The organism is Acidovorax sp. SRB_24 (assembly GCF_012931925.1).
The window spans coordinates 103,733-118,802 of the sequence record NZ_MWOM01000004.1 but is presented as its reverse complement, the minus strand read 5'-3'; the positions used below and the strand labels follow the sequence as shown (position 1 = coordinate 118,802).

Annotated in this window: 19 protein-coding genes, 1 tRNA gene and 1 pseudogene; 18 read left to right on the top strand and 3 right to left on the bottom strand. The window is 66.9% G+C overall.

Going from position 1 to position 15,070, the window contains the following annotated elements; all coding sequences use genetic code 11:
* From B2J89_RS02545 to B2J89_RS02530, 4 genes are all read left to right on the top strand, one after another.
* On the top strand, positions 1-480 hold a 480-nt coding region (locus B2J89_RS02545), incomplete at its 5' end, for a hypothetical protein (RefSeq protein WP_169167658.1).
* Between the two features lie 178 nt (positions 481-658).
* The gene (locus B2J89_RS02540) at positions 659-1,633 is read left to right on the top strand and encodes a GMP reductase (protein WP_169167656.1); all 975 of its coding nucleotides are present in this window, start codon (positions 659-661) and stop codon (positions 1,631-1,633) included.
* Between the two features lie 145 nt (positions 1,634-1,778).
* On the top strand, positions 1,779-2,666 hold the full coding sequence (locus B2J89_RS02535; RefSeq protein ID WP_169167655.1) for an NAD(P)-dependent oxidoreductase: 888 nt from the start codon (positions 1,779-1,781) through the stop codon (positions 2,664-2,666).
* 97 nt (positions 2,667-2,763) lie between these two features.
* Positions 2,764-2,839, top strand: a tRNA-Lys gene (locus B2J89_RS02530).
* A gap of 178 nt (positions 2,840-3,017) precedes the next feature.
* On the opposite strand, the gene B2J89_RS02525 is transcribed toward B2J89_RS02530, so the two are convergent.
* The 3 genes from B2J89_RS02525 to B2J89_RS02515 all read right to left on the bottom strand — a co-directional run bounded on the left by B2J89_RS02525 (position 3,018) and on the right by B2J89_RS02515 (position 6,831).
* Positions 3,018-3,296 carry a hypothetical protein gene (locus B2J89_RS02525; protein WP_169167653.1) on the bottom strand — a complete coding sequence of 93 codons (279 nt, stop codon included), beginning with the start codon at positions 3,294-3,296 and terminating at the stop codon, positions 3,018-3,020.
* 617 nt (positions 3,297-3,913) lie between these two features.
* A complete protein-coding gene (locus tag B2J89_RS02520) occupies positions 3,914-4,972 on the bottom strand; it encodes a phage portal protein (RefSeq protein ID WP_206041391.1) in 1,059 nt (352 codons plus the stop codon).
* On the bottom strand, positions 4,972-6,831 hold the full coding sequence (locus tag B2J89_RS02515) for a terminase large subunit domain-containing protein (RefSeq protein ID WP_169167651.1): 1,860 nt from the start codon (positions 6,829-6,831) through the stop codon (positions 4,972-4,974). Before B2J89_RS02515 ends, B2J89_RS02520 begins: the two co-directional genes overlap by 1 nt.
* Positions 6,832-7,004: 173 nt before the next feature.
* Between B2J89_RS02515 and B2J89_RS02510 the strand changes: the two genes are divergently transcribed.
* The 14 genes and pseudogenes from B2J89_RS02510 to B2J89_RS02445 form a co-directional block, all read left to right on the top strand.
* A complete protein-coding gene (locus tag B2J89_RS02510) occupies positions 7,005-7,859 on the top strand; it encodes a GPO family capsid scaffolding protein (protein WP_169167650.1) in 855 nt (284 codons plus the stop codon).
* Between the two features lie 42 nt (positions 7,860-7,901).
* Positions 7,902-8,915, top strand: a complete 1,014-nt coding sequence (locus tag B2J89_RS02505; RefSeq protein WP_169167649.1) for a phage major capsid protein, P2 family — start codon at positions 7,902-7,904, stop codon at positions 8,913-8,915.
* Between the two features lie 88 nt (positions 8,916-9,003).
* On the top strand, positions 9,004-9,714 hold the full coding sequence (gene gpM, locus B2J89_RS02500; RefSeq protein WP_169167648.1) for a phage terminase small subunit: 711 nt from the start codon (positions 9,004-9,006) through the stop codon (positions 9,712-9,714).
* 108 nt (positions 9,715-9,822) lie between these two features.
* Positions 9,823-10,308 (top strand): head completion/stabilization protein, encoded by a 486-nt coding sequence (locus B2J89_RS02495; RefSeq protein ID WP_169167647.1) that lies wholly within the window; start codon positions 9,823-9,825, stop codon positions 10,306-10,308.
* A complete protein-coding gene (locus B2J89_RS02490; RefSeq protein ID WP_169167646.1) occupies positions 10,308-10,511 on the top strand; it encodes a tail protein X in 204 nt (67 codons plus the stop codon). Before B2J89_RS02495 ends, B2J89_RS02490 begins: the two co-directional genes overlap by 1 nt.
* A 2-nt stretch (positions 10,512-10,513) precedes the next feature.
* Positions 10,514-10,720, top strand: coding sequence for a hypothetical protein (locus B2J89_RS02485; RefSeq protein ID WP_169167645.1), 207 nt, complete (start codon positions 10,514-10,516; stop codon positions 10,718-10,720).
* Positions 10,720-11,241, top strand: a complete 522-nt coding sequence (locus B2J89_RS02480) for a glycoside hydrolase family protein (protein WP_169167644.1) — start codon at positions 10,720-10,722, stop codon at positions 11,239-11,241. The genes B2J89_RS02485 and B2J89_RS02480 overlap by 1 nt, the downstream gene beginning before the upstream one ends.
* The gene (locus tag B2J89_RS02475; RefSeq protein ID WP_169167643.1) at positions 11,241-11,774 is read left to right on the top strand and encodes a DUF2514 family protein; all 534 of its coding nucleotides are present in this window, start codon (positions 11,241-11,243) and stop codon (positions 11,772-11,774) included. Before B2J89_RS02480 ends, B2J89_RS02475 begins: the two co-directional genes overlap by 1 nt.
* Complete coding sequence (locus B2J89_RS02470) at positions 11,758-12,345, top strand: phage tail protein (protein WP_169167642.1); 588 nt, start codon at positions 11,758-11,760, stop codon at positions 12,343-12,345. Before B2J89_RS02475 ends, B2J89_RS02470 begins: the two co-directional genes overlap by 17 nt.
* 3 nt (positions 12,346-12,348) lie before the next feature.
* Positions 12,349-12,804, top strand: a complete 456-nt coding sequence (locus tag B2J89_RS02465) for a phage virion morphogenesis protein (RefSeq protein WP_169167641.1) — start codon at positions 12,349-12,351, stop codon at positions 12,802-12,804.
* A 78-nt stretch (positions 12,805-12,882) separates the two neighbouring features.
* Positions 12,883-13,434: a phage baseplate assembly protein V gene (locus B2J89_RS02460; protein WP_169167640.1), complete on the top strand. Its 552-nt coding sequence runs from the start codon at positions 12,883-12,885 to the stop codon at positions 13,432-13,434.
* Entirely contained in the window at positions 13,431-13,781 is a 351-nt protein-coding gene (locus B2J89_RS02455) for a GPW/gp25 family protein (RefSeq protein ID WP_169167639.1), read from the top strand. Before B2J89_RS02460 ends, B2J89_RS02455 begins: the two co-directional genes overlap by 4 nt.
* Positions 13,778-14,626, top strand: coding sequence for a baseplate J/gp47 family protein (locus B2J89_RS02450; protein ID WP_169167638.1), 849 nt, complete (start codon positions 13,778-13,780; stop codon positions 14,624-14,626). The genes B2J89_RS02455 and B2J89_RS02450 overlap by 4 nt, the downstream gene beginning before the upstream one ends.
* A pseudogene (locus tag B2J89_RS02445) lies at positions 14,598-15,050 on the top strand (phage tail protein I); the annotation flags it as partial. The gene B2J89_RS02450 and the pseudogene B2J89_RS02445, both read left to right, overlap by 29 nt.
* Between the last annotated feature and the right edge of the window lie 20 nt (positions 15,051-15,070).

Genomic DNA, 15,070 nt, shown 5'->3' with positions numbered 1-15,070 from the left:
CTGTCGGCCGCCGCCCTGCCCGAAGCCGCCGAGCGCCTGCAGGCCCTGGGCCGCGCACGGCCCGAAGGCAGCGACATCCACACCGCGCCGGTCGAGCCTGTGGGCCCCGGACGGCTACGCGTGGCGCAGGGCCCGCCTTTGAGCGACTACCTGGGCACGGTGGCGTCGCTGGCACGTTCGCCAGCGGCGCGTGCACAGCAACAGGGTCCCTGGACGCTGGTGCTGGTGCTGGTGCAGGCCGTGCCCGCCGGCACCGAGGGCACGCCGGTGGCGCGGAACCTGGTCAGGAATGTGCTGCAGCTCAGCTGGGACCAGCGCAACGAGCGGCCTCCCAAAGAGCCCAACCGCTGGTCTGAACTGCGCCCCATGCGCATGCCCGATGGCGCTGCCCCCGCGTCTTTGTCCGTGGCCGGCTGGCTGCAGGATGCCCAGGGCCGCGTGGTGGCCGCCGCGCAATCGCACTGCCGGGCAGGGGATTGAAGGCATGGGTAGAATTAGTCACCGGGCCCAAGTTTCTTGACGCCCGGTTTTTTTGTGCCTGCGCAGAGCAGGGTTCGGTGGGCCTTTTCGGCAGCCACCCGCAAATTCCGGTCCCAAGCCAAGCGCCCACCGCGGCAAAAATTGTTTTGCCACGTCCCTTGATGGAGCTTGGAATTTCATGGAAATCTTCGATTACGACAACATCCTGCTGCTGCCGCGCAAATGCCGCGTGAACAGCCGCTCGGAGTGCGACGCCAGCGTGGAGCTGGGCGGGCGCACCTTCCGCATCCCCGTGGTGCCGGCCAACATGAAGACCGTGGTCAGCGAGGCAATCTGCGTCTGGATGGCGCAGAACGGCTACTTCTACGTCATGCACCGCTTTGACTTCGACAACGTGCAGTTTGTCCGCGACATGAAGGCCAAGGGCCTGTTCGCCTCGATTTCGCTGGGCGTCAAGCAGCCCGACTACGACACCGTGGACCGGCTCGCGGCCGCCGGCTTGGTGCCCGAATACGTCACCATCGACATCGCGCACGGCCATGCCGACAGCGTGCGGGACATGATCGGCTACATCAAGAAGAAGATGCCCGCCGCCTTCGTCATCGCGGGCAACGTGGCCACGCCCGAGGCCGTGATCGACCTGGAAAACTGGGGCGCCGACGCCACCAAGGTCGGCATCGGCCCTGGCAAGGTCTGCATCACCAAGCTCAAGACCGGCTTTGGCACGGGCGGCTGGCAGCTCTCGGCCCTCAAGTGGTGCGCGCGCGTGGCCACCAAGCCCATCATTGCCGACGGCGGCATCCGCGAGCACGGCGACATCGCCAAGAGCATCCGCTTTGGCGCCACCATGGTCATGGTCGGCTCGCTGCTGGCGGGCCACGAGGAGTCGCCGGGCCAGACCGTCGAGGTCGATGGCAAGCTCTACAAGGAGTACTACGGCAGCGCGTCCGACTTCAACAAGGGCGAGTACCGCCACGTCGAGGGCAAGCGCATCCTCGAGCCGGTCAAGGGCACGCTGGCCGAAACGCTGGTCGAGATGGAGCAGGACGTGCAAAGCTCCATCAGCTACTCGGGCGGCAAGAAGCTCATGGACATCCGCAAGGTCAACTACGTGGTCCTGGGCGGCGACAACGCCAGCGAACATCTGATGTGAGACGTGGCCGCAGCGCGCGCCGCTGCCTGGTGCGCGCTCTGTGGCCGCAGGGCCCGCGCAGCTGCAAGCTGCCTGACAGGCTGGCGCGCGAAAAACGCCCATCATGCGGCCACGGATATCCACCCACCGCCGAGGACGCCTTTCCATGACCGCCACCCCCCCTCTTCGCATCGCCGTGCTGGGCACCGGCATGATGGGCCTGCGCATGGCCCGCCGCCTGTGCGAGGCCGGCCACCAGGTGCAGGCCTGGAACCGCACCCGCGCCAAGGCCGAGCCCCTGGCCCAGGCCGGCGCCACCGTGCACGACCACGCCGCCGATGCGGTGCGCCAGGCCGATATCGCCATCAGCCTGCTCGAAAGCGGGCCCGTGGTGGCCCAGGTGCTGTTCGAACAGGGCGTGGCACAGGCCTTCCGCCCGGGCAGCCTGTTCATCGACATGGCATCGATCCAGCCCCATGAAGCACGCGACCACGCGGCACGCCTGGGCGAGATGGGCCTGGCCCACCTGGACGCGCCGGTCTCGGGCGGCACCGTCGGTGCCGAGGCGGGCACCCTGGCCATCATGGTCGGCGGCAAGGCCGCCGACTACCAGCGGGCCCTGCCGGTGTTTGCCACGCTGGGCCGGCCCACGCATGTCGGGCCGCACGGCGCGGGCCAGCTCGCCAAGCTGGCCAACCAGATGATCGTCGGCATCACCATCGGCGCCGTGGCCGAGGCTCTGCTGCTGGCCGCCAAGGGCGGTGCCGATATGGCCAAGGTGCGCGAAGCCATCAGCGGCGGCTTTGCCGACAGCCGCATCCTGCAGCTGCACGGCCAGCGCATGGTCGAGCGCGACTTCGCACCGCGCGCGCGCATGCACGTGCAGCTCAAGGACATGCGCAACGCCCTCGCCACGGCCCACGAAATCGGATTTGACGCGCCCGTGACCACGCTGTTCGAAAGCTTGTACGCCCAAGGCGTCGAACACGGCCTGGGCGAACTGGACCAGAGCGGCCTGTTCGTGGAACTGGCCAGCCGCAACGCCATGCAGTGAATTTTTTGCGCCGATTTTTTCGCTCTACCTTGCAAACGGCGAAAAAACTGGTGCATAATTCGAGGCTCTGCAGCAACGCAGAAACAATTTAAGCGTGGGGTTCTTAGCTCAGTTGGTAGAGCAGCGGACTCTTAATCCGTAGGTCGACAGTTCGAATCTGTCAGGACCCACCACCTACAAGCCGCAAGGCACAAAGCGCCGACGCTATTTAAAAGATAGCGCCGGCGTTTTCGTTTTCAGTCGATATGTGACGTTTTATGTGACGTGTCTCATATCCAGTGCTATCGCGGCGCTCTGGCGTGACAGAAAAACGTCTGCAGCCGACTTTGCGGATTGCATCTCTGTGGGTCATCAGCACGCACCCGTATATCGGGCTTCAAGCCACGCGGAAAGCGCGTTCGTGGCTGCGATCGCCTCCGTTTGGGTGGGGCCGCATAACCATGTTTGTGGCCAGCGTCGCAAATAGCCCTCGTCCCATTCCATCCCGGCTATCACCATGCAGCCGTCGCTGCGGCGCTTGACCATGTGAGCGTCGGACAGCTGACGCAGGAAAACCGATGTATCGCCATCCATAGGGTGCAGGTTGACCATCCAACCTTCTGGGGCCGAGGTGCTGATGAGCAGCCCCATGGGCATGGGCCTTTGAAGCAGTAGCCGGACGGGAAGAAAAACGCCTGAGTACCTGAGCCGGATAACGCACGCTGGCACGCCGGCAGCACGCCGCGTTGCCTTGTCGGCCTCGCAATTTGGGGTGCCGCCGTAGGGGCGAGGAACTCCGGGGAAGTCCATGTTTGGGGGCCCTTTCGATGCTGTATAAATATACAGCACCTGTCGCCCGCCGTGAGGCCGCATTGCGCGGCACAACACGTCAAATCCCGTCATGTGAAATAGGCCACGACCTTCCCGCCGGCCCACGCCGGGCTTTGCTCTGCCCAAGGTCGGCGCCCCCGTCGAGATCGGCACATTAAGCGGGCAGGCGCGGCGGGGTCTCGACCGCGCGCTGGAACTGTTGGCTGGGGTCCGGGCTTGTGCTGGGCGGGGGTGGGGGCGGCCTGGGCTGGCAGGGGCAGCGGGCGGGCCGTGGGAGCGCGACGAGGGGGCGGGAAGGGGGTACGGGTGCCGCGAGAGCTGCGCGCGCCTGTGGCGCTGTGATGGCCTGCGGCCGCTGGAGCACGGGAGGCCGGCTGGCCCAGGCCGGACATGCCCAGCTGTCCCCGGCCGCGCGGCGGCAGGGGCGGGTCGGGCCGCTAGGCCAGTGCGGGCGCTGCCACCGGGTCAACGCCGGGCAGCAGGTAGGGGTCGAAGCGCGCGATCTCCTCGCCCATCCATTCGTTGATGCTCTGGGCGAGCAGGGTCTGCAGGGGCTGGATCTCGTTGCGGGCGAACACTCTGGCGGCGTTGATCACGTCGCCAAAACCGCCGGCGTTTGCGGGCACCACGCCCATGAGCTGGGGCGGGATGCGGTGGGCGGCCAGCTGGTCATCGCGGCTCACGTTCTTGATGTTGAAGAACTCGTCCTTCGCCGCTGCCTCTCCAATGGGAATCAGGCTGATGCCGTCCTTTTTGCCGTTCGGGCTGTAATAGAACAGGTTCTTGAAGTTGCCCACGCCCTTGGCGCTTTTGAGGGCGCCGCGCAGGCTGTCGATATCCTGCTGGTCCTGCGCCGGATCGGTGAGGTAGAGGATGAAGCCCGCGTGGCTGCCGTTGTTGTAGTAGCGGCGCCGGAACAAGGTGGCCGACTCATTGAGCCAGGCCGACTGCAGCGCCGCCAGGTACTGCGGCAGACCGTACACCTCCTGGTGCACGTCGGGCTCCAGGATGTGGCAGATGCTGCCCGGCAGAAATTCATGGTCCTCCTGCCAGCCACGCACAAAGCCGTATTTGCGCAGGTCACGGCCCCGGCGCACGTATTTGGCCAGGGCGTGCTCCAGCTGCAGCGCGCCGCCCAGCCGATTGGTGCGCCGCTCCAGGTAACCGTTGCCGAAGGTGATGAAGTCCATGCCCAGCTTGTGCACCGTGGCGCGGCTGAGCAGCTTGTGCGGCCGGAAGGTGCTGGCCAGCACCTGGGCCTTGAAGTGCACCGCGCTGCCGTGGTGGGTGGCCGCCCGCAGGCTGCGCGCCAGGCCGTCAAATGACACCGGCGGCTCGTACCAGGTGCCGTTGAACCAGCACTCCACATAGTCCAGGATCTCGCGCCGGTCCATAACGCCCTCGGGTTCGCCAAAGGTGAAGGCCTGCATGCCTGGGGCGGCTGCCGTGCCGGTGGCGGCCAGGCTCTGGGTGGTGGTGGTATCGCTGCTGCTCATCAGTTGATCTCCAAAATGGAACGGGCCGCGCCGCCGGTGGCGGTGGCTTCGAGGGGTTCGTTGTCGAGGGCGTTCATGCAGGCCCATGCCAGGTCGGCGTGGCCGGCGTCCTTGCTGCGGCCGGCCGCATAGGTCACGCCACGGCCGCTGCCGGTCACCTCGCGTTTGATGGCCATGAAGCTCTGCTGCAGGTCCACGTCGCCCGCGTCGAACTCCAGGCGCTGGCCGCGGATCACGCTCTGGGCCTTGAGCACCAGGCGCTGCTTGAGCTCTGCCGTGTATTGCAGGCCACGGGCCGCCGGGTAGAACTGCTTGACCAGCTGGAACACGCCCTGTCCGAGGCCCGTGGTGTCGATGGCGATGTGCTGCACGTTGTAGCGCTGGGTGATTTTCTTGATCTCTTCGGCCTGGGCCTCGAAGTCCGCGCCCTTGAACTGCATGCGCCACAGCACCCGGAACTTGCCGCCCGGCTGCTGCGGCGGCGCGAGCACCACCAGGCCGGCCGCATCACCCGTGTGGCTGGGGTCGTAGCCCACCCACACGCCCTTGTATCCAAAGGGACGCTGGGCAAAGGGCTTGAAGTCGGCCCACACCTCCCATGCATCCACATGGCAGCGCATCAGCTCGGACAGCGGGAAGGCGCTGAACGACTCGTCCACAAACCCGCACATCAGCAGGTTTGAAAATTCCTCGTCGCTGTACTCAAACCGCAGCTCCTCCAGGTCGAACAGATCGCAGCCGCCCGCCTCCGCATCCATGATGTTGACGATCTGGCGCCAGATCCGGTCTTCGCCCGTGAAGCCGCCGGCCAGCCTGTCGTGCGACAGGTCGAGCTCGATGCGGTCCGCCTTCGCGCGCTTGCGGTTGATGCGTTGGCCCGACCAGAACGCATAGGCCTGGTGCTGCAGGCTCGATGGCGTCGAAAAGTAGGTTTTGCGCCACTTCTTGTGCATCGCCATGCCGCTGGCCACCTTGTTCAGCTCCTCGAATTTGTGGGTCCAAAAGAACTCATCGAAGTAGAAATTGCCGTGGTAGCCCTGGGCCGTGCGCGCGTTGGTGCCGAGGAAATACAGGTTCGCCCCGTTGCTCAGCTGGATCGGGTCGCCGGCCAGCTCCACCCCGCACACCTCACTGGCGAAGGCCGTGATGTACTGCCGAAAAATGTGCGCCTGGGCCTTGCTGGCTGACAAGAAAATCTGATTGCGGCCAGTCTCCAGCGCGTCAATCAAAGCCTCGCGCGCAAAGTAGTAGGTGGCCCCGATCTGGCGCGATTTGAGGATGGCGCGCGTGCGCTCCTGGCTGGCCTGCCACCACGCCAGCTGGTACTTGAACAGGCCATCGATGAAGGCCGTTTTCAGCTGCTCGATCTGGTCCTGGTCGAAGTGGTTGCGATCGGGCCGTTTCTTAGGGCCTTCGTTGCGCTTGCGGATCTCGGGGTTCAGGTCCGATTCCTTGCCGGATTTTTGGTACTGGTGCACGCGCGCCAGGCGCTCGATCTGCCGGCCCAGCAGGTCAATCTCTTTGAAGTCGCCGCCGGTCTTTCCGTCCTTGCCGATCAAGGTGCACAGCCGCATTTCCAGCGCGCCCTCGACCCGCTCCACGGGTTTGGCTTCGGCCCATTTTTCAGCCTTCGCCCACTCATGCAGCGTGGTGCGCGGCACGCCCAGGTGGTCCGCGATGTGGGTGATGCGCCAGCCCATCCAGTAGAGCGCCCGCGCCTGGCGCCGCGCGCCTGCACCCTTGTCGTCGGCCAGCGCATGCGGCAGCTGCGCGCCTGCGATGTCGCTGGCGCCGGCTGCATCGGTCTCGAAGGGGAACGGGTTGTCGGGCTCTGCCAGGCTGGCCGCTGTGGTGCTCATGGGCCATGAGGTTAGGGCGCACTACGCGCGCGCGCACCCCCTGCGTTATGTGCAAACCGCGCCCACAGGGCAAACCATTTGGCCTGCGCGGGCGTCGTCGCCACCATAAGGGCTAGCCCAATCCGGGCACGTTTTAGCAACCACCCCAACAACCCAACCGGACCCAAAACAGCATGGCAAAGTCTAAATTTTTCCGCGTGGCCACCGAGGGCGCCACCACCGATGGCCGCCAAGTCGAACGCCTCTGGATCGAACAGATGGCCAAGAACTTCAACCGCGAAAAATACGGCGCCCGCGTGTGGCTGGAGCACTACCGCGGCACCGTGCCGGGTGGTCCGTTTGACGCCCTGGGCGATGTGTTGGCTGTCGAAGCCCGCACCGTGGAAAACGGCAAGCTGGCCCTGTTCGCGCAGATCGAGCCGCTGCCCGCCCTGATCGAGATGAACAAGAAGGGGCAAAAGCTCTACACCTCGATTGAAGTGCACCCGCAGTTTGCCGACTCCGGCGAAGCCTACTTCACGGGCCTGGCCGTCACCGACAGTCCCGCCAGCCTGGGCACCGAGATCCTGAAATTCTCCGCAGGCGCAGCGGCCAACCCCTTCGCCGCCCGCAAGAGCGACAAAGCCGCCCTGTTCACCGCGGCCGAGCCCGTCGCGCTGGAGTTTGAAGACGGCGCTCCCGCCGGTGAAGGCGGAGCACTGCAGGCCATCGTGGCCATGTTCAAGAGCACGCTGGAGAAGCTGCACGCCCCGGCGCCGGCACCCGCTGCGCCCGCCACACCCGCTGCGCCCGCCACACCGGCAGCGCAAAACCACAGCGCCGGCCTGGACCCTGCCCTGGCCGCCGTGATGCTGGCCAGCACCCAGACGGTGCAAGCACTGGCCGACCAGGCCACCACAACGCACACCGCGCTGAACAAGCTGCAGGGCCAGGTGGACGCCTTAGTGCAGCAACTGAGCCAGCAGCCCGAAGGCACCAGTCGCCCCCACGCCACCGGCGGCGATGGCGTGGTGCGCGCCGAGTTCTGAACGCAGCCCCCGCAACCCAAAAACCAACCTGGAAACATTCACATGAAGAACGAAACCCGCAAGCACTACGGCGCCTACCTGGCGCAGCTGGCCGCTATCAACGGCGTGGCCAGCGCCGCCGAAAAATTCACCGTGGCCCCATCGATCCAGCAAAAGCTGGAGAGCAGCATGCAGGAGTCCAGCGCGTTCCTGCAGCTCATCAACGTTGTGGGTGTGGAAGAGCAGAGCGGCGAATCCCTGGGCCTGGGCATCAGCGGCACCATCGCGGGCCGCACCGACACCAGCGGCGCAGGCACGCGCACCACGCAAGACCCCACCGGACTGACCAAGGACGCCTACGAGTGCAAGCAAACCAACTTTGACACCCACATCAAATACGCCACGCTGGACGCCTGGGCCAAGTTCAAGGACTTCCAGACCCGCGTGAGCGCGCAGGTGGTGCAGCGCTGCGCCCTGGACCGCATCATGATCGGCTGGAACGGCACCAGCGCCGCCGTCTCCACCAACCGCGCCACCAGCCCGCTGCTGCAGGACGTGAATATCGGCTGGCTGCAAAAGCTGCGCGCCAATGCTGCCGCGCGCGTCATGACGGGCGGCGCCGCTGCCGGCAAGGTCACTGTGGGTGCCGGCGGCGACTACGCCAACCTGGACGCCCTGGTCTACGACGCCTACAAGACGCTGCTGGACCCCTGGTTCCAGGAAGATCCGCAGCTGGTGGCCATCGTCGGCCGCGACCTGATGCACGACAAGCTGTTCCCGCTGGTGGCCGAAAACGACGCCCCCACCGAGAAGCTGGCCGCTGACATCGTCATCAGCCAGCGCCGCCTGGGCGGTCTGCCAGCCATGGTCGCGCCGTTCTTCCCGGCCGGCAAAGTGCTCATCACCCGCGCGGACAACCTGTCCATTTACTACCAGGACGGCAAGCGCCGCCGCGCCGTGGTCGACAAGCCGGAACGCGATCGCATCGAGTTCTTCGAATCCAGCAACGACGCCTACGTGATCGAAGACTACGGCCTGTGCGCCCTGGTGGAAAACATCGAGGACGTGGCTCCATAAGGAGGCTGATCGCCCCTCGGACAACCGAGGCCGTGGGCCGCTGCCCCGCGCAGCGGCCCATTCCCATAGCTCTGACCCCATCCCACCCATGCGACAAACACCCGCCCAACGCCACCGCCTGACGGTGATGGCCGCCGCCGCTGCCGCCGCTGGCGCGCAAGACCCCCACGGACACATGGAGGGCAGCGCCTACGAGCTCATGCAGGCGCAGATGCACGAGCACATGCGCACCTTGAAGTCCATCCAGTCGGTGGAACGCAAGATTGACGCCAAACGCACCATGCTGGCCGACTTTGACGCCTACCTCACCGGCGTGCTGCAGGCAGATGCGGGCGTGCAGGACGTGGTGCTCACCACCCTGCTGGTGTGGCACCTGGACACCGGCCTGTGGGCGCGTGGCCTGGAGCTGGCCGACTACGCCCTGCGCCACGGCTTGGCGCTGCCCGACCAGTACCAACGCGACCTGTCCACCCTGCTGCTCGATGAAGTGAGCGAAGCCGCCATCAAGGGCCACCTCGCCGGTGTGGATGCCGCTGTGTACCTGGCGCACGTAGATCTGCTTACCCGAGACCGCGACGCCCCCGACCAGGCGCGCGCCAAGCTGCACAAGGCCATCGGCTGGGCGCTGATCGGCAAGACCGCCACGCACGACGTGGACCCCAAAGACGTGCCAGTGGAGCAGTGCCTGCTGGCCCTGCCCCACCTGCAGCGCGCCATCGAGCTCTTCGCGCAGGTGGGCGTCAAAAAAGATGTGGAACGGCTGGAGCGCCGCGTCAAGCCCGACGCACCAGCCACCTGAAAGAGCGTACCCCGCACCCTGGCGGCTCGGGGGCCGCGCAGCCCAAGGCCCACCGGCCACACAGCTGCAAGGCCCCCGACCACCGCCACCTAACACCCAAGCCCCGCCATGTCCTTTGTCGCCACCGCCCGCCCGCCTGTTGCCGCCGCAGAGCCGCCAGTCAGCAACGACCCCTGGTTCCCCGAAATGGAACCCGCTGCCGTGCGCGATGCCTGCCGGCTCGACGGCACGATCACCACGGCGCGGCTGCTGCCGGCCCTCAAGGCCGCCATGCTCAGCGTCAACGCCGAGCTGGAGCAGTACCGCCTGGAGCAGCAAAGCCGCTGGGGCTACGACGTCCTGGCCGACGTGCCTGCGCCCATGGTCGGAGGTGAAAGCGCCCAGGTGCTGCGCTACCGGCGCGCCGTGCATGCCTGCCTGCAGGCCGACCTGGCCGAGGTTTACCGCAACCTGGACACGCTGCCAGCCGGTGCCGGAAAAGAAGGGCGCGTGCTCGAAGCGCTGGCGGTGCAAGTGGACGAACACCGACAAAAACAGCGCTGGGCCATCTCCGATCTGCTGGGCATCCGCCGCAGCACGGTGGAGTTGATCTGATGCAGGTGCGCAGCCAGCAGGGCGACACCGCAGACCAGCTGTGCTGGCGCCACCTGGGCCGCACCGAAGCGGTGGTCGAGGCCATGCTCGACATCAACCCGGGCCTGGCCGCCCTCGGGCCGGTCCTGCCTGCCGGAACGCTGGTGACCTTGCCCGACCTCCCCACCACCCCAACCCGACCCACCGTGCAGCTGTGGGACTGAGCATGACCAAGGACGTAATCAAAGACATCGCGGCAGAAGGCGCCAAGGCATCGCCCCCTGTGGCCATCCTGACCGCATCCGCCACCCAGGGCTGGACGCTGAACCACACCCTGACCGCGCTCACTATCCTGTACGTGCTGCTGCAGATCGGCTGGCTCGTGTGGCGTTGGCGCAAGGCCGCCCAGGGCGCCCAGATCGGGATCGACTGATGCAGCAGCTCAAGCACACCGCTGCGCGCCTGACCGTCGCCGCGCTCACCGTGACTGCCGCGGGCTTTGGCGCATGGCAGGCCAGCGAGGGCTACACGGCGCAGGCCGTGATCCCGACCAAGGGCGATGTGCCCACCATCGGCCACGGCTCCACGCGATACGAAGACGGCACCCGCGTGAAGATGGGCGACACCATCACGCCCGAGCGCGCCGAGATCCTGGCGCGCAACCTCATGCGCCAGGATGAAAAGCGCGTGGCCGCGTCGCTGCCTGGCGTGAAGCTCTACCCCGTCGAGTTCGACCAGTACGTGGACTTCACCGGGCAGTTCGGCTACGGCAACTGGCACGGCTCCAGCATGCGCCGCCACCTGCTGGCGAGCAACTACGTGGCCGCCTGCAACGCCCTGCTGCGCTACAGGTTCTCGGCAGGGTTCGACTGCTCGACGCCGGGCAACAAGGTGTGCGGCGGCGTCTGGACCCGGCAGCTCAAGCGCCACGCCGCGTGCATGGGGGCGCAGTAATGAGCTATGGATGGCAATGCGTCGCGCTGGCGCTCGCTGTCGGGCTGCTGGTGCAGACCCAGCGCCTGGCAGATGCCAACACGAAGGCGGGCAATGCCACCACCATGCTGGCCGCCGAGCGCGCAACGGCCGAGCTCCTGGCGCGCCAGCAGTCCGAGGCCCACCGCGAAACAGAAAGAAAACTGCGTGAAGACCATGACCGAATCGACGGCGAAGCCCAGGCCGCCATTGCCGCTGCTGCGGCCGGCGCTGATCGCGCTCGCACTGCTGGCCAGCGGCTGCAGCGCGAGCTTGCCGACTACATCGCCGCCCACCGTGCGCGCGCCCTCGCTGCCGCCGCTGCCGGCCAATGCGCGCCAGAAAACAGCGCCCTTGATCTGCTTGCCGACCTGCAGCGACGCGCTGACGACAGAGCGGGAGAGCTGGCGGCAGTCGCTGACGACGCCCGCTCCCGCGGCCTCGCCTGCGAACGCACCCACGACAGCGACCGCGCTACCTTGAACGCCGAGGCAGCCCATGCTCAAGCCCGCTAGCCTGCGCGAACACCTCACGGCCGCGCTGCCGCAGCTGCGCCGAGACCCCGAGAAGCTGGTGGTGTTCATCACCGGCGGTGGCCTGCACAGCACGCTCACGCAGTCGCTGTCCTTCGAATACCGCTACACGTTGCGCCTGCTGCTGCTCGACTACTCCGGCCACGCCGATGCCGTCATGGCACCGCTGCTGATCTGGCTGCGCACCCACCAGCCCGATCTGCTGGACAACCCGGAAAAGCGCGCCAAGTCGATGCGCTTCGAGGCCGAGCACCTGAGCACCACCACCATGGACCTGGTGATCGAGCTCGACCTGACCGAGCGTGTGCTCGCGCGGCCGCGCGAAGGCACGCCGGGCGGCCTGAACCTGGTGCACGTTGCCGAGCCGCCCAGCGTGCTGCTGCACACCCCGGCAGGCCGCGTGCCGCCGCCGTACGACCCGCTCGACCCGGCCCATCCCCACGATCCGGCCGCCAGCGGCGCCGAACCGCGCGAGCACTGGTCCTTCTGGCTGGGCGATGAAATGCTGGCCGAGTGGGACTACGACCCGCGCCCGCCGGCCATTGCTGGGTAAGCCATGGACGATCTCGACCGCCTGAGCGACTGGATGGCGCCACTGCTGCACCAGTTGCAGCCGCGCGAGCAGCGGCAGCTGGCCCGCGAGATCGCGCGCGATCTGCGCCAGGAGAACACCCAGCGCATGCGCGCCCAGGCCGGCCCCGATGGCCAGCAGTGGGCGCCGCGCAAGGCCTCCACGCGCAGCGGCCGCGGCAAACTGCGCAGCGCGCCCTTATTCACGCGCCTGGGCCGGGCCAAATACCTCAAGGCCAGCGGCTCGCCGCAAGAGGCCGTGGTGCTGTTCGTTGGCCGCGCCGAGCGCATTGCGCGCGTGCACCACTTCGGCCTGCGCGACCGCGTCAAGCCCGGCGGCCCCGAGTACGACTACCCCGCACGCCCACTGCTGGGAATCACTCCGGAGTTCGAAGAAAAGCTGCGCGACCGGATCATCGATCACCTCGCCACACGGCGCTGACGCTCTTGTCGATGTCGCCATGGCCGTCACATGCAGCGCGGCTGGCCTCGCACGACCACTAGCGGCAACATCGTTGGCATGCATCAAGCCGCCAATCCCACCGACCCCATCGAGCTCAACCGGCGCCTGGAAAACATCGTGCGCACAGGCGTGGTGGAAGAGGTTCGCTACGGGCGTCCGGCGCGCTGCCGTGTGCGCAGCGGCAAGCTGCTGTCTGCCTGGGTGCCATGGATCGCACAGGCCGCGGGCGGAAACAAGCGCGGCCGGCACTGGCGCGCCCCTGCCGTTGGCGAGCAATGCATGCTGCTGTCGCCCGGCGGCGACATGACCCAGGCCGTGGCCTTGCCGGGGATCTTTAGCGACGCCATGCCCCAGGGCAGCGAGAGCGAGAGCGCAGAGCGCACCGACTGGTCCGAGACCGAATACATGGAGCACGACCGCGCCACCGGCAAGCTCACCATCGTGTGCGCTACCGCCATTGAACTGCGCGTGGGCAATGGCCGCCTCGTCGTGGATGCCAGCGGTGTGCATGGCTGGCCCGACATGACGGGCGATGGCCGCATCAGCCTGGTCAACCACAAGCACGGCGGCGTGGAATCCGGCGCATCCAGCACGGGAGAGCCCCAATGAACCGCACCACCGGGGCAACCATCATCGGTGTGGAGCACCTGCGGCAATCCGTCGTGGACATTCTCACCACCCCACTGGGCACCCGGATCGAGCGGCGCACCTACGGCAGCCTGGTGCCCGATCTCATCGACCAACCCGACAACCAGACGACGCGACTGCGGCTGTATGCGGCCGTGGCCAGCGCGCTCATGCGCTGGGAGCCACGGCTGCGCCTCACGCGCATTGCAGTGGACAGCGGCCCCAGTGCGGGCCAGGCCACCGTCACGCTCCATGGCGAACACCTGCCGACAGGCCAGTCCATCACCGGCCTGTCGGCCACCCTGATTTTCCGGGGCGCTGCGGCATGAATGGCATCGACCTGAGCCTGTTGCCTGCCCCGCAGGTGGTGCTGCCGCTGGACTTCGAGGCCGAGCTGACCGCCCTCAAGGCCGCTGTACTCGCCGACCTGCCCGAATTGGCGGCAGTGATCGAGCTGGAGAGCGAGCCCGTCAACAAGGTTTTGCAGGTGATCGCCTACCAAAAGGTGAACATGCAGGCCCGCATCAACGACGCTGCCAAGGCCTGCATGTTGGCCTATGCCACAGGCGGCGATTTGGACCACTTGGCCGCACTGCTGGACGTGGCGCGCCTGGGCAGCGAAGACGACACCCGGCTGCGCCGCCGTGCGCAGATGGCACTCGAAGGCGAAAGCGTGGCCGGCAGCGCAGGCAGCTACCTGTTTCACACGCTCAGCAGCTCCAGCATGGTCAAGGACGCCGGCGTGGAAAGTCCCACGCCCGGCTTGGTGCTCGTCACCGTGCTCAGCGCCCAGGGTGACGGCACCCCAGACCAGAGCCTGCTGGACACCGTGCAAAGCTACCTGAGCGCAGACGACGTGCGCCCACTCACCGACACCGTGGCCGTCCAGGCCGCCACCATCGTTGCGTATGAAGTGCGCGCCACGCTCAACGTCTACCCGGGCCCCTCGGCATCGCCACTGCTGACCACAGCGCAAGCGGCGCTGCAGTCCTACATCACCGAGCACGCCAAGCTGGGCCATGACATCACACGCAGCGGGCTGTTCGCGGCGCTGCACCAGCCCGGCGTGCAAAACGTGATCCTGCACAGCCCGCAGGCTGACATCGTCATCACGCCGAGCCAGGCCCCGCACTGCACAGCCACCGATGTGCAGCTGGGGATTGTGGATGTCTAGCCCATCCGTGCGCAGCAACCTGCTGCCGCCCAATCAGACACCGCTGGAGGCCAGTCTGGCCAACGCCAGCAACATGCCGCTGGCGCCGGAGCGCATCGCCTTGCTGTGGGATGCCGACCGCTGCCCAGCGCAGATCCTCCCCTGGCTGGCCTGGGCGCTGAGCGTGGACGACTGGCAACCCGACTGGACCGAGCAAGAGCAGCGCGATGTCATCCGTGCCAGCCTATACGTGCACCGGCACAAGGGCACCATCGGCGCGCTCAAGAAAGCGCTGCGGCCGCTGGGCTACGACATCAAGGTGCGCGAGTGGTTTTCGCAAGTCCCACCCGGCCAGCCTTTCACTTTCAGCCTGGAAGTCGGGGCCACCGGCCGCCCAGTCACCGATGGGATGTACGACAGCGTGGCCCAGATCGTCGCCTCGACCAAGAACGTGCGCAGCCATCT

Coding starts and splice junctions, on each gene's coding strand:
- B2J89_RS02540 (WP_169167656.1), top strand. CDS start 659: ATGGAAATCTTCGATTACGACAACATCCTGCTGCTGCCGCGCAAATGC.
- B2J89_RS02535 (WP_169167655.1), top strand. CDS start 1,779: ATGACCGCCACCCCCCCTCTTCGCATCGCCGTGCTGGGCACCGGCATG.
- B2J89_RS02525 (WP_169167653.1), bottom strand. CDS start 3,296: ATGGGGCTGCTCATCAGCACCTCGGCCCCAGAAGGTTGGATGGTCAAC.
- B2J89_RS02520 (WP_206041391.1), bottom strand. CDS start 4,972: ATGAGCAGCAGCGATACCACCACCACCCAGAGCCTGGCCGCCACCGGC.
- B2J89_RS02515 (WP_169167651.1), bottom strand. CDS start 6,831: ATGAGCACCACAGCGGCCAGCCTGGCAGAGCCCGACAACCCGTTCCCC.
- B2J89_RS02510 (WP_169167650.1), top strand. CDS start 7,005: ATGGCAAAGTCTAAATTTTTCCGCGTGGCCACCGAGGGCGCCACCACC.
- B2J89_RS02505 (WP_169167649.1), top strand. CDS start 7,902: ATGAAGAACGAAACCCGCAAGCACTACGGCGCCTACCTGGCGCAGCTG.
- gpM (WP_169167648.1), top strand. CDS start 9,004: ATGCGACAAACACCCGCCCAACGCCACCGCCTGACGGTGATGGCCGCC.
- B2J89_RS02495 (WP_169167647.1), top strand. CDS start 9,823: ATGTCCTTTGTCGCCACCGCCCGCCCGCCTGTTGCCGCCGCAGAGCCG.
- B2J89_RS02490 (WP_169167646.1), top strand. CDS start 10,308: ATGCAGGTGCGCAGCCAGCAGGGCGACACCGCAGACCAGCTGTGCTGG.
- B2J89_RS02485 (WP_169167645.1), top strand. CDS start 10,514: ATGACCAAGGACGTAATCAAAGACATCGCGGCAGAAGGCGCCAAGGCA.
- B2J89_RS02480 (WP_169167644.1), top strand. CDS start 10,720: ATGCAGCAGCTCAAGCACACCGCTGCGCGCCTGACCGTCGCCGCGCTC.
- B2J89_RS02475 (WP_169167643.1), top strand. CDS start 11,241: ATGAGCTATGGATGGCAATGCGTCGCGCTGGCGCTCGCTGTCGGGCTG.
- B2J89_RS02470 (WP_169167642.1), top strand. CDS start 11,758: ATGCTCAAGCCCGCTAGCCTGCGCGAACACCTCACGGCCGCGCTGCCG.
- B2J89_RS02465 (WP_169167641.1), top strand. CDS start 12,349: ATGGACGATCTCGACCGCCTGAGCGACTGGATGGCGCCACTGCTGCAC.
- B2J89_RS02460 (WP_169167640.1), top strand. CDS start 12,883: ATGCATCAAGCCGCCAATCCCACCGACCCCATCGAGCTCAACCGGCGC.
- B2J89_RS02455 (WP_169167639.1), top strand. CDS start 13,431: ATGAACCGCACCACCGGGGCAACCATCATCGGTGTGGAGCACCTGCGG.
- B2J89_RS02450 (WP_169167638.1), top strand. CDS start 13,778: ATGAATGGCATCGACCTGAGCCTGTTGCCTGCCCCGCAGGTGGTGCTG.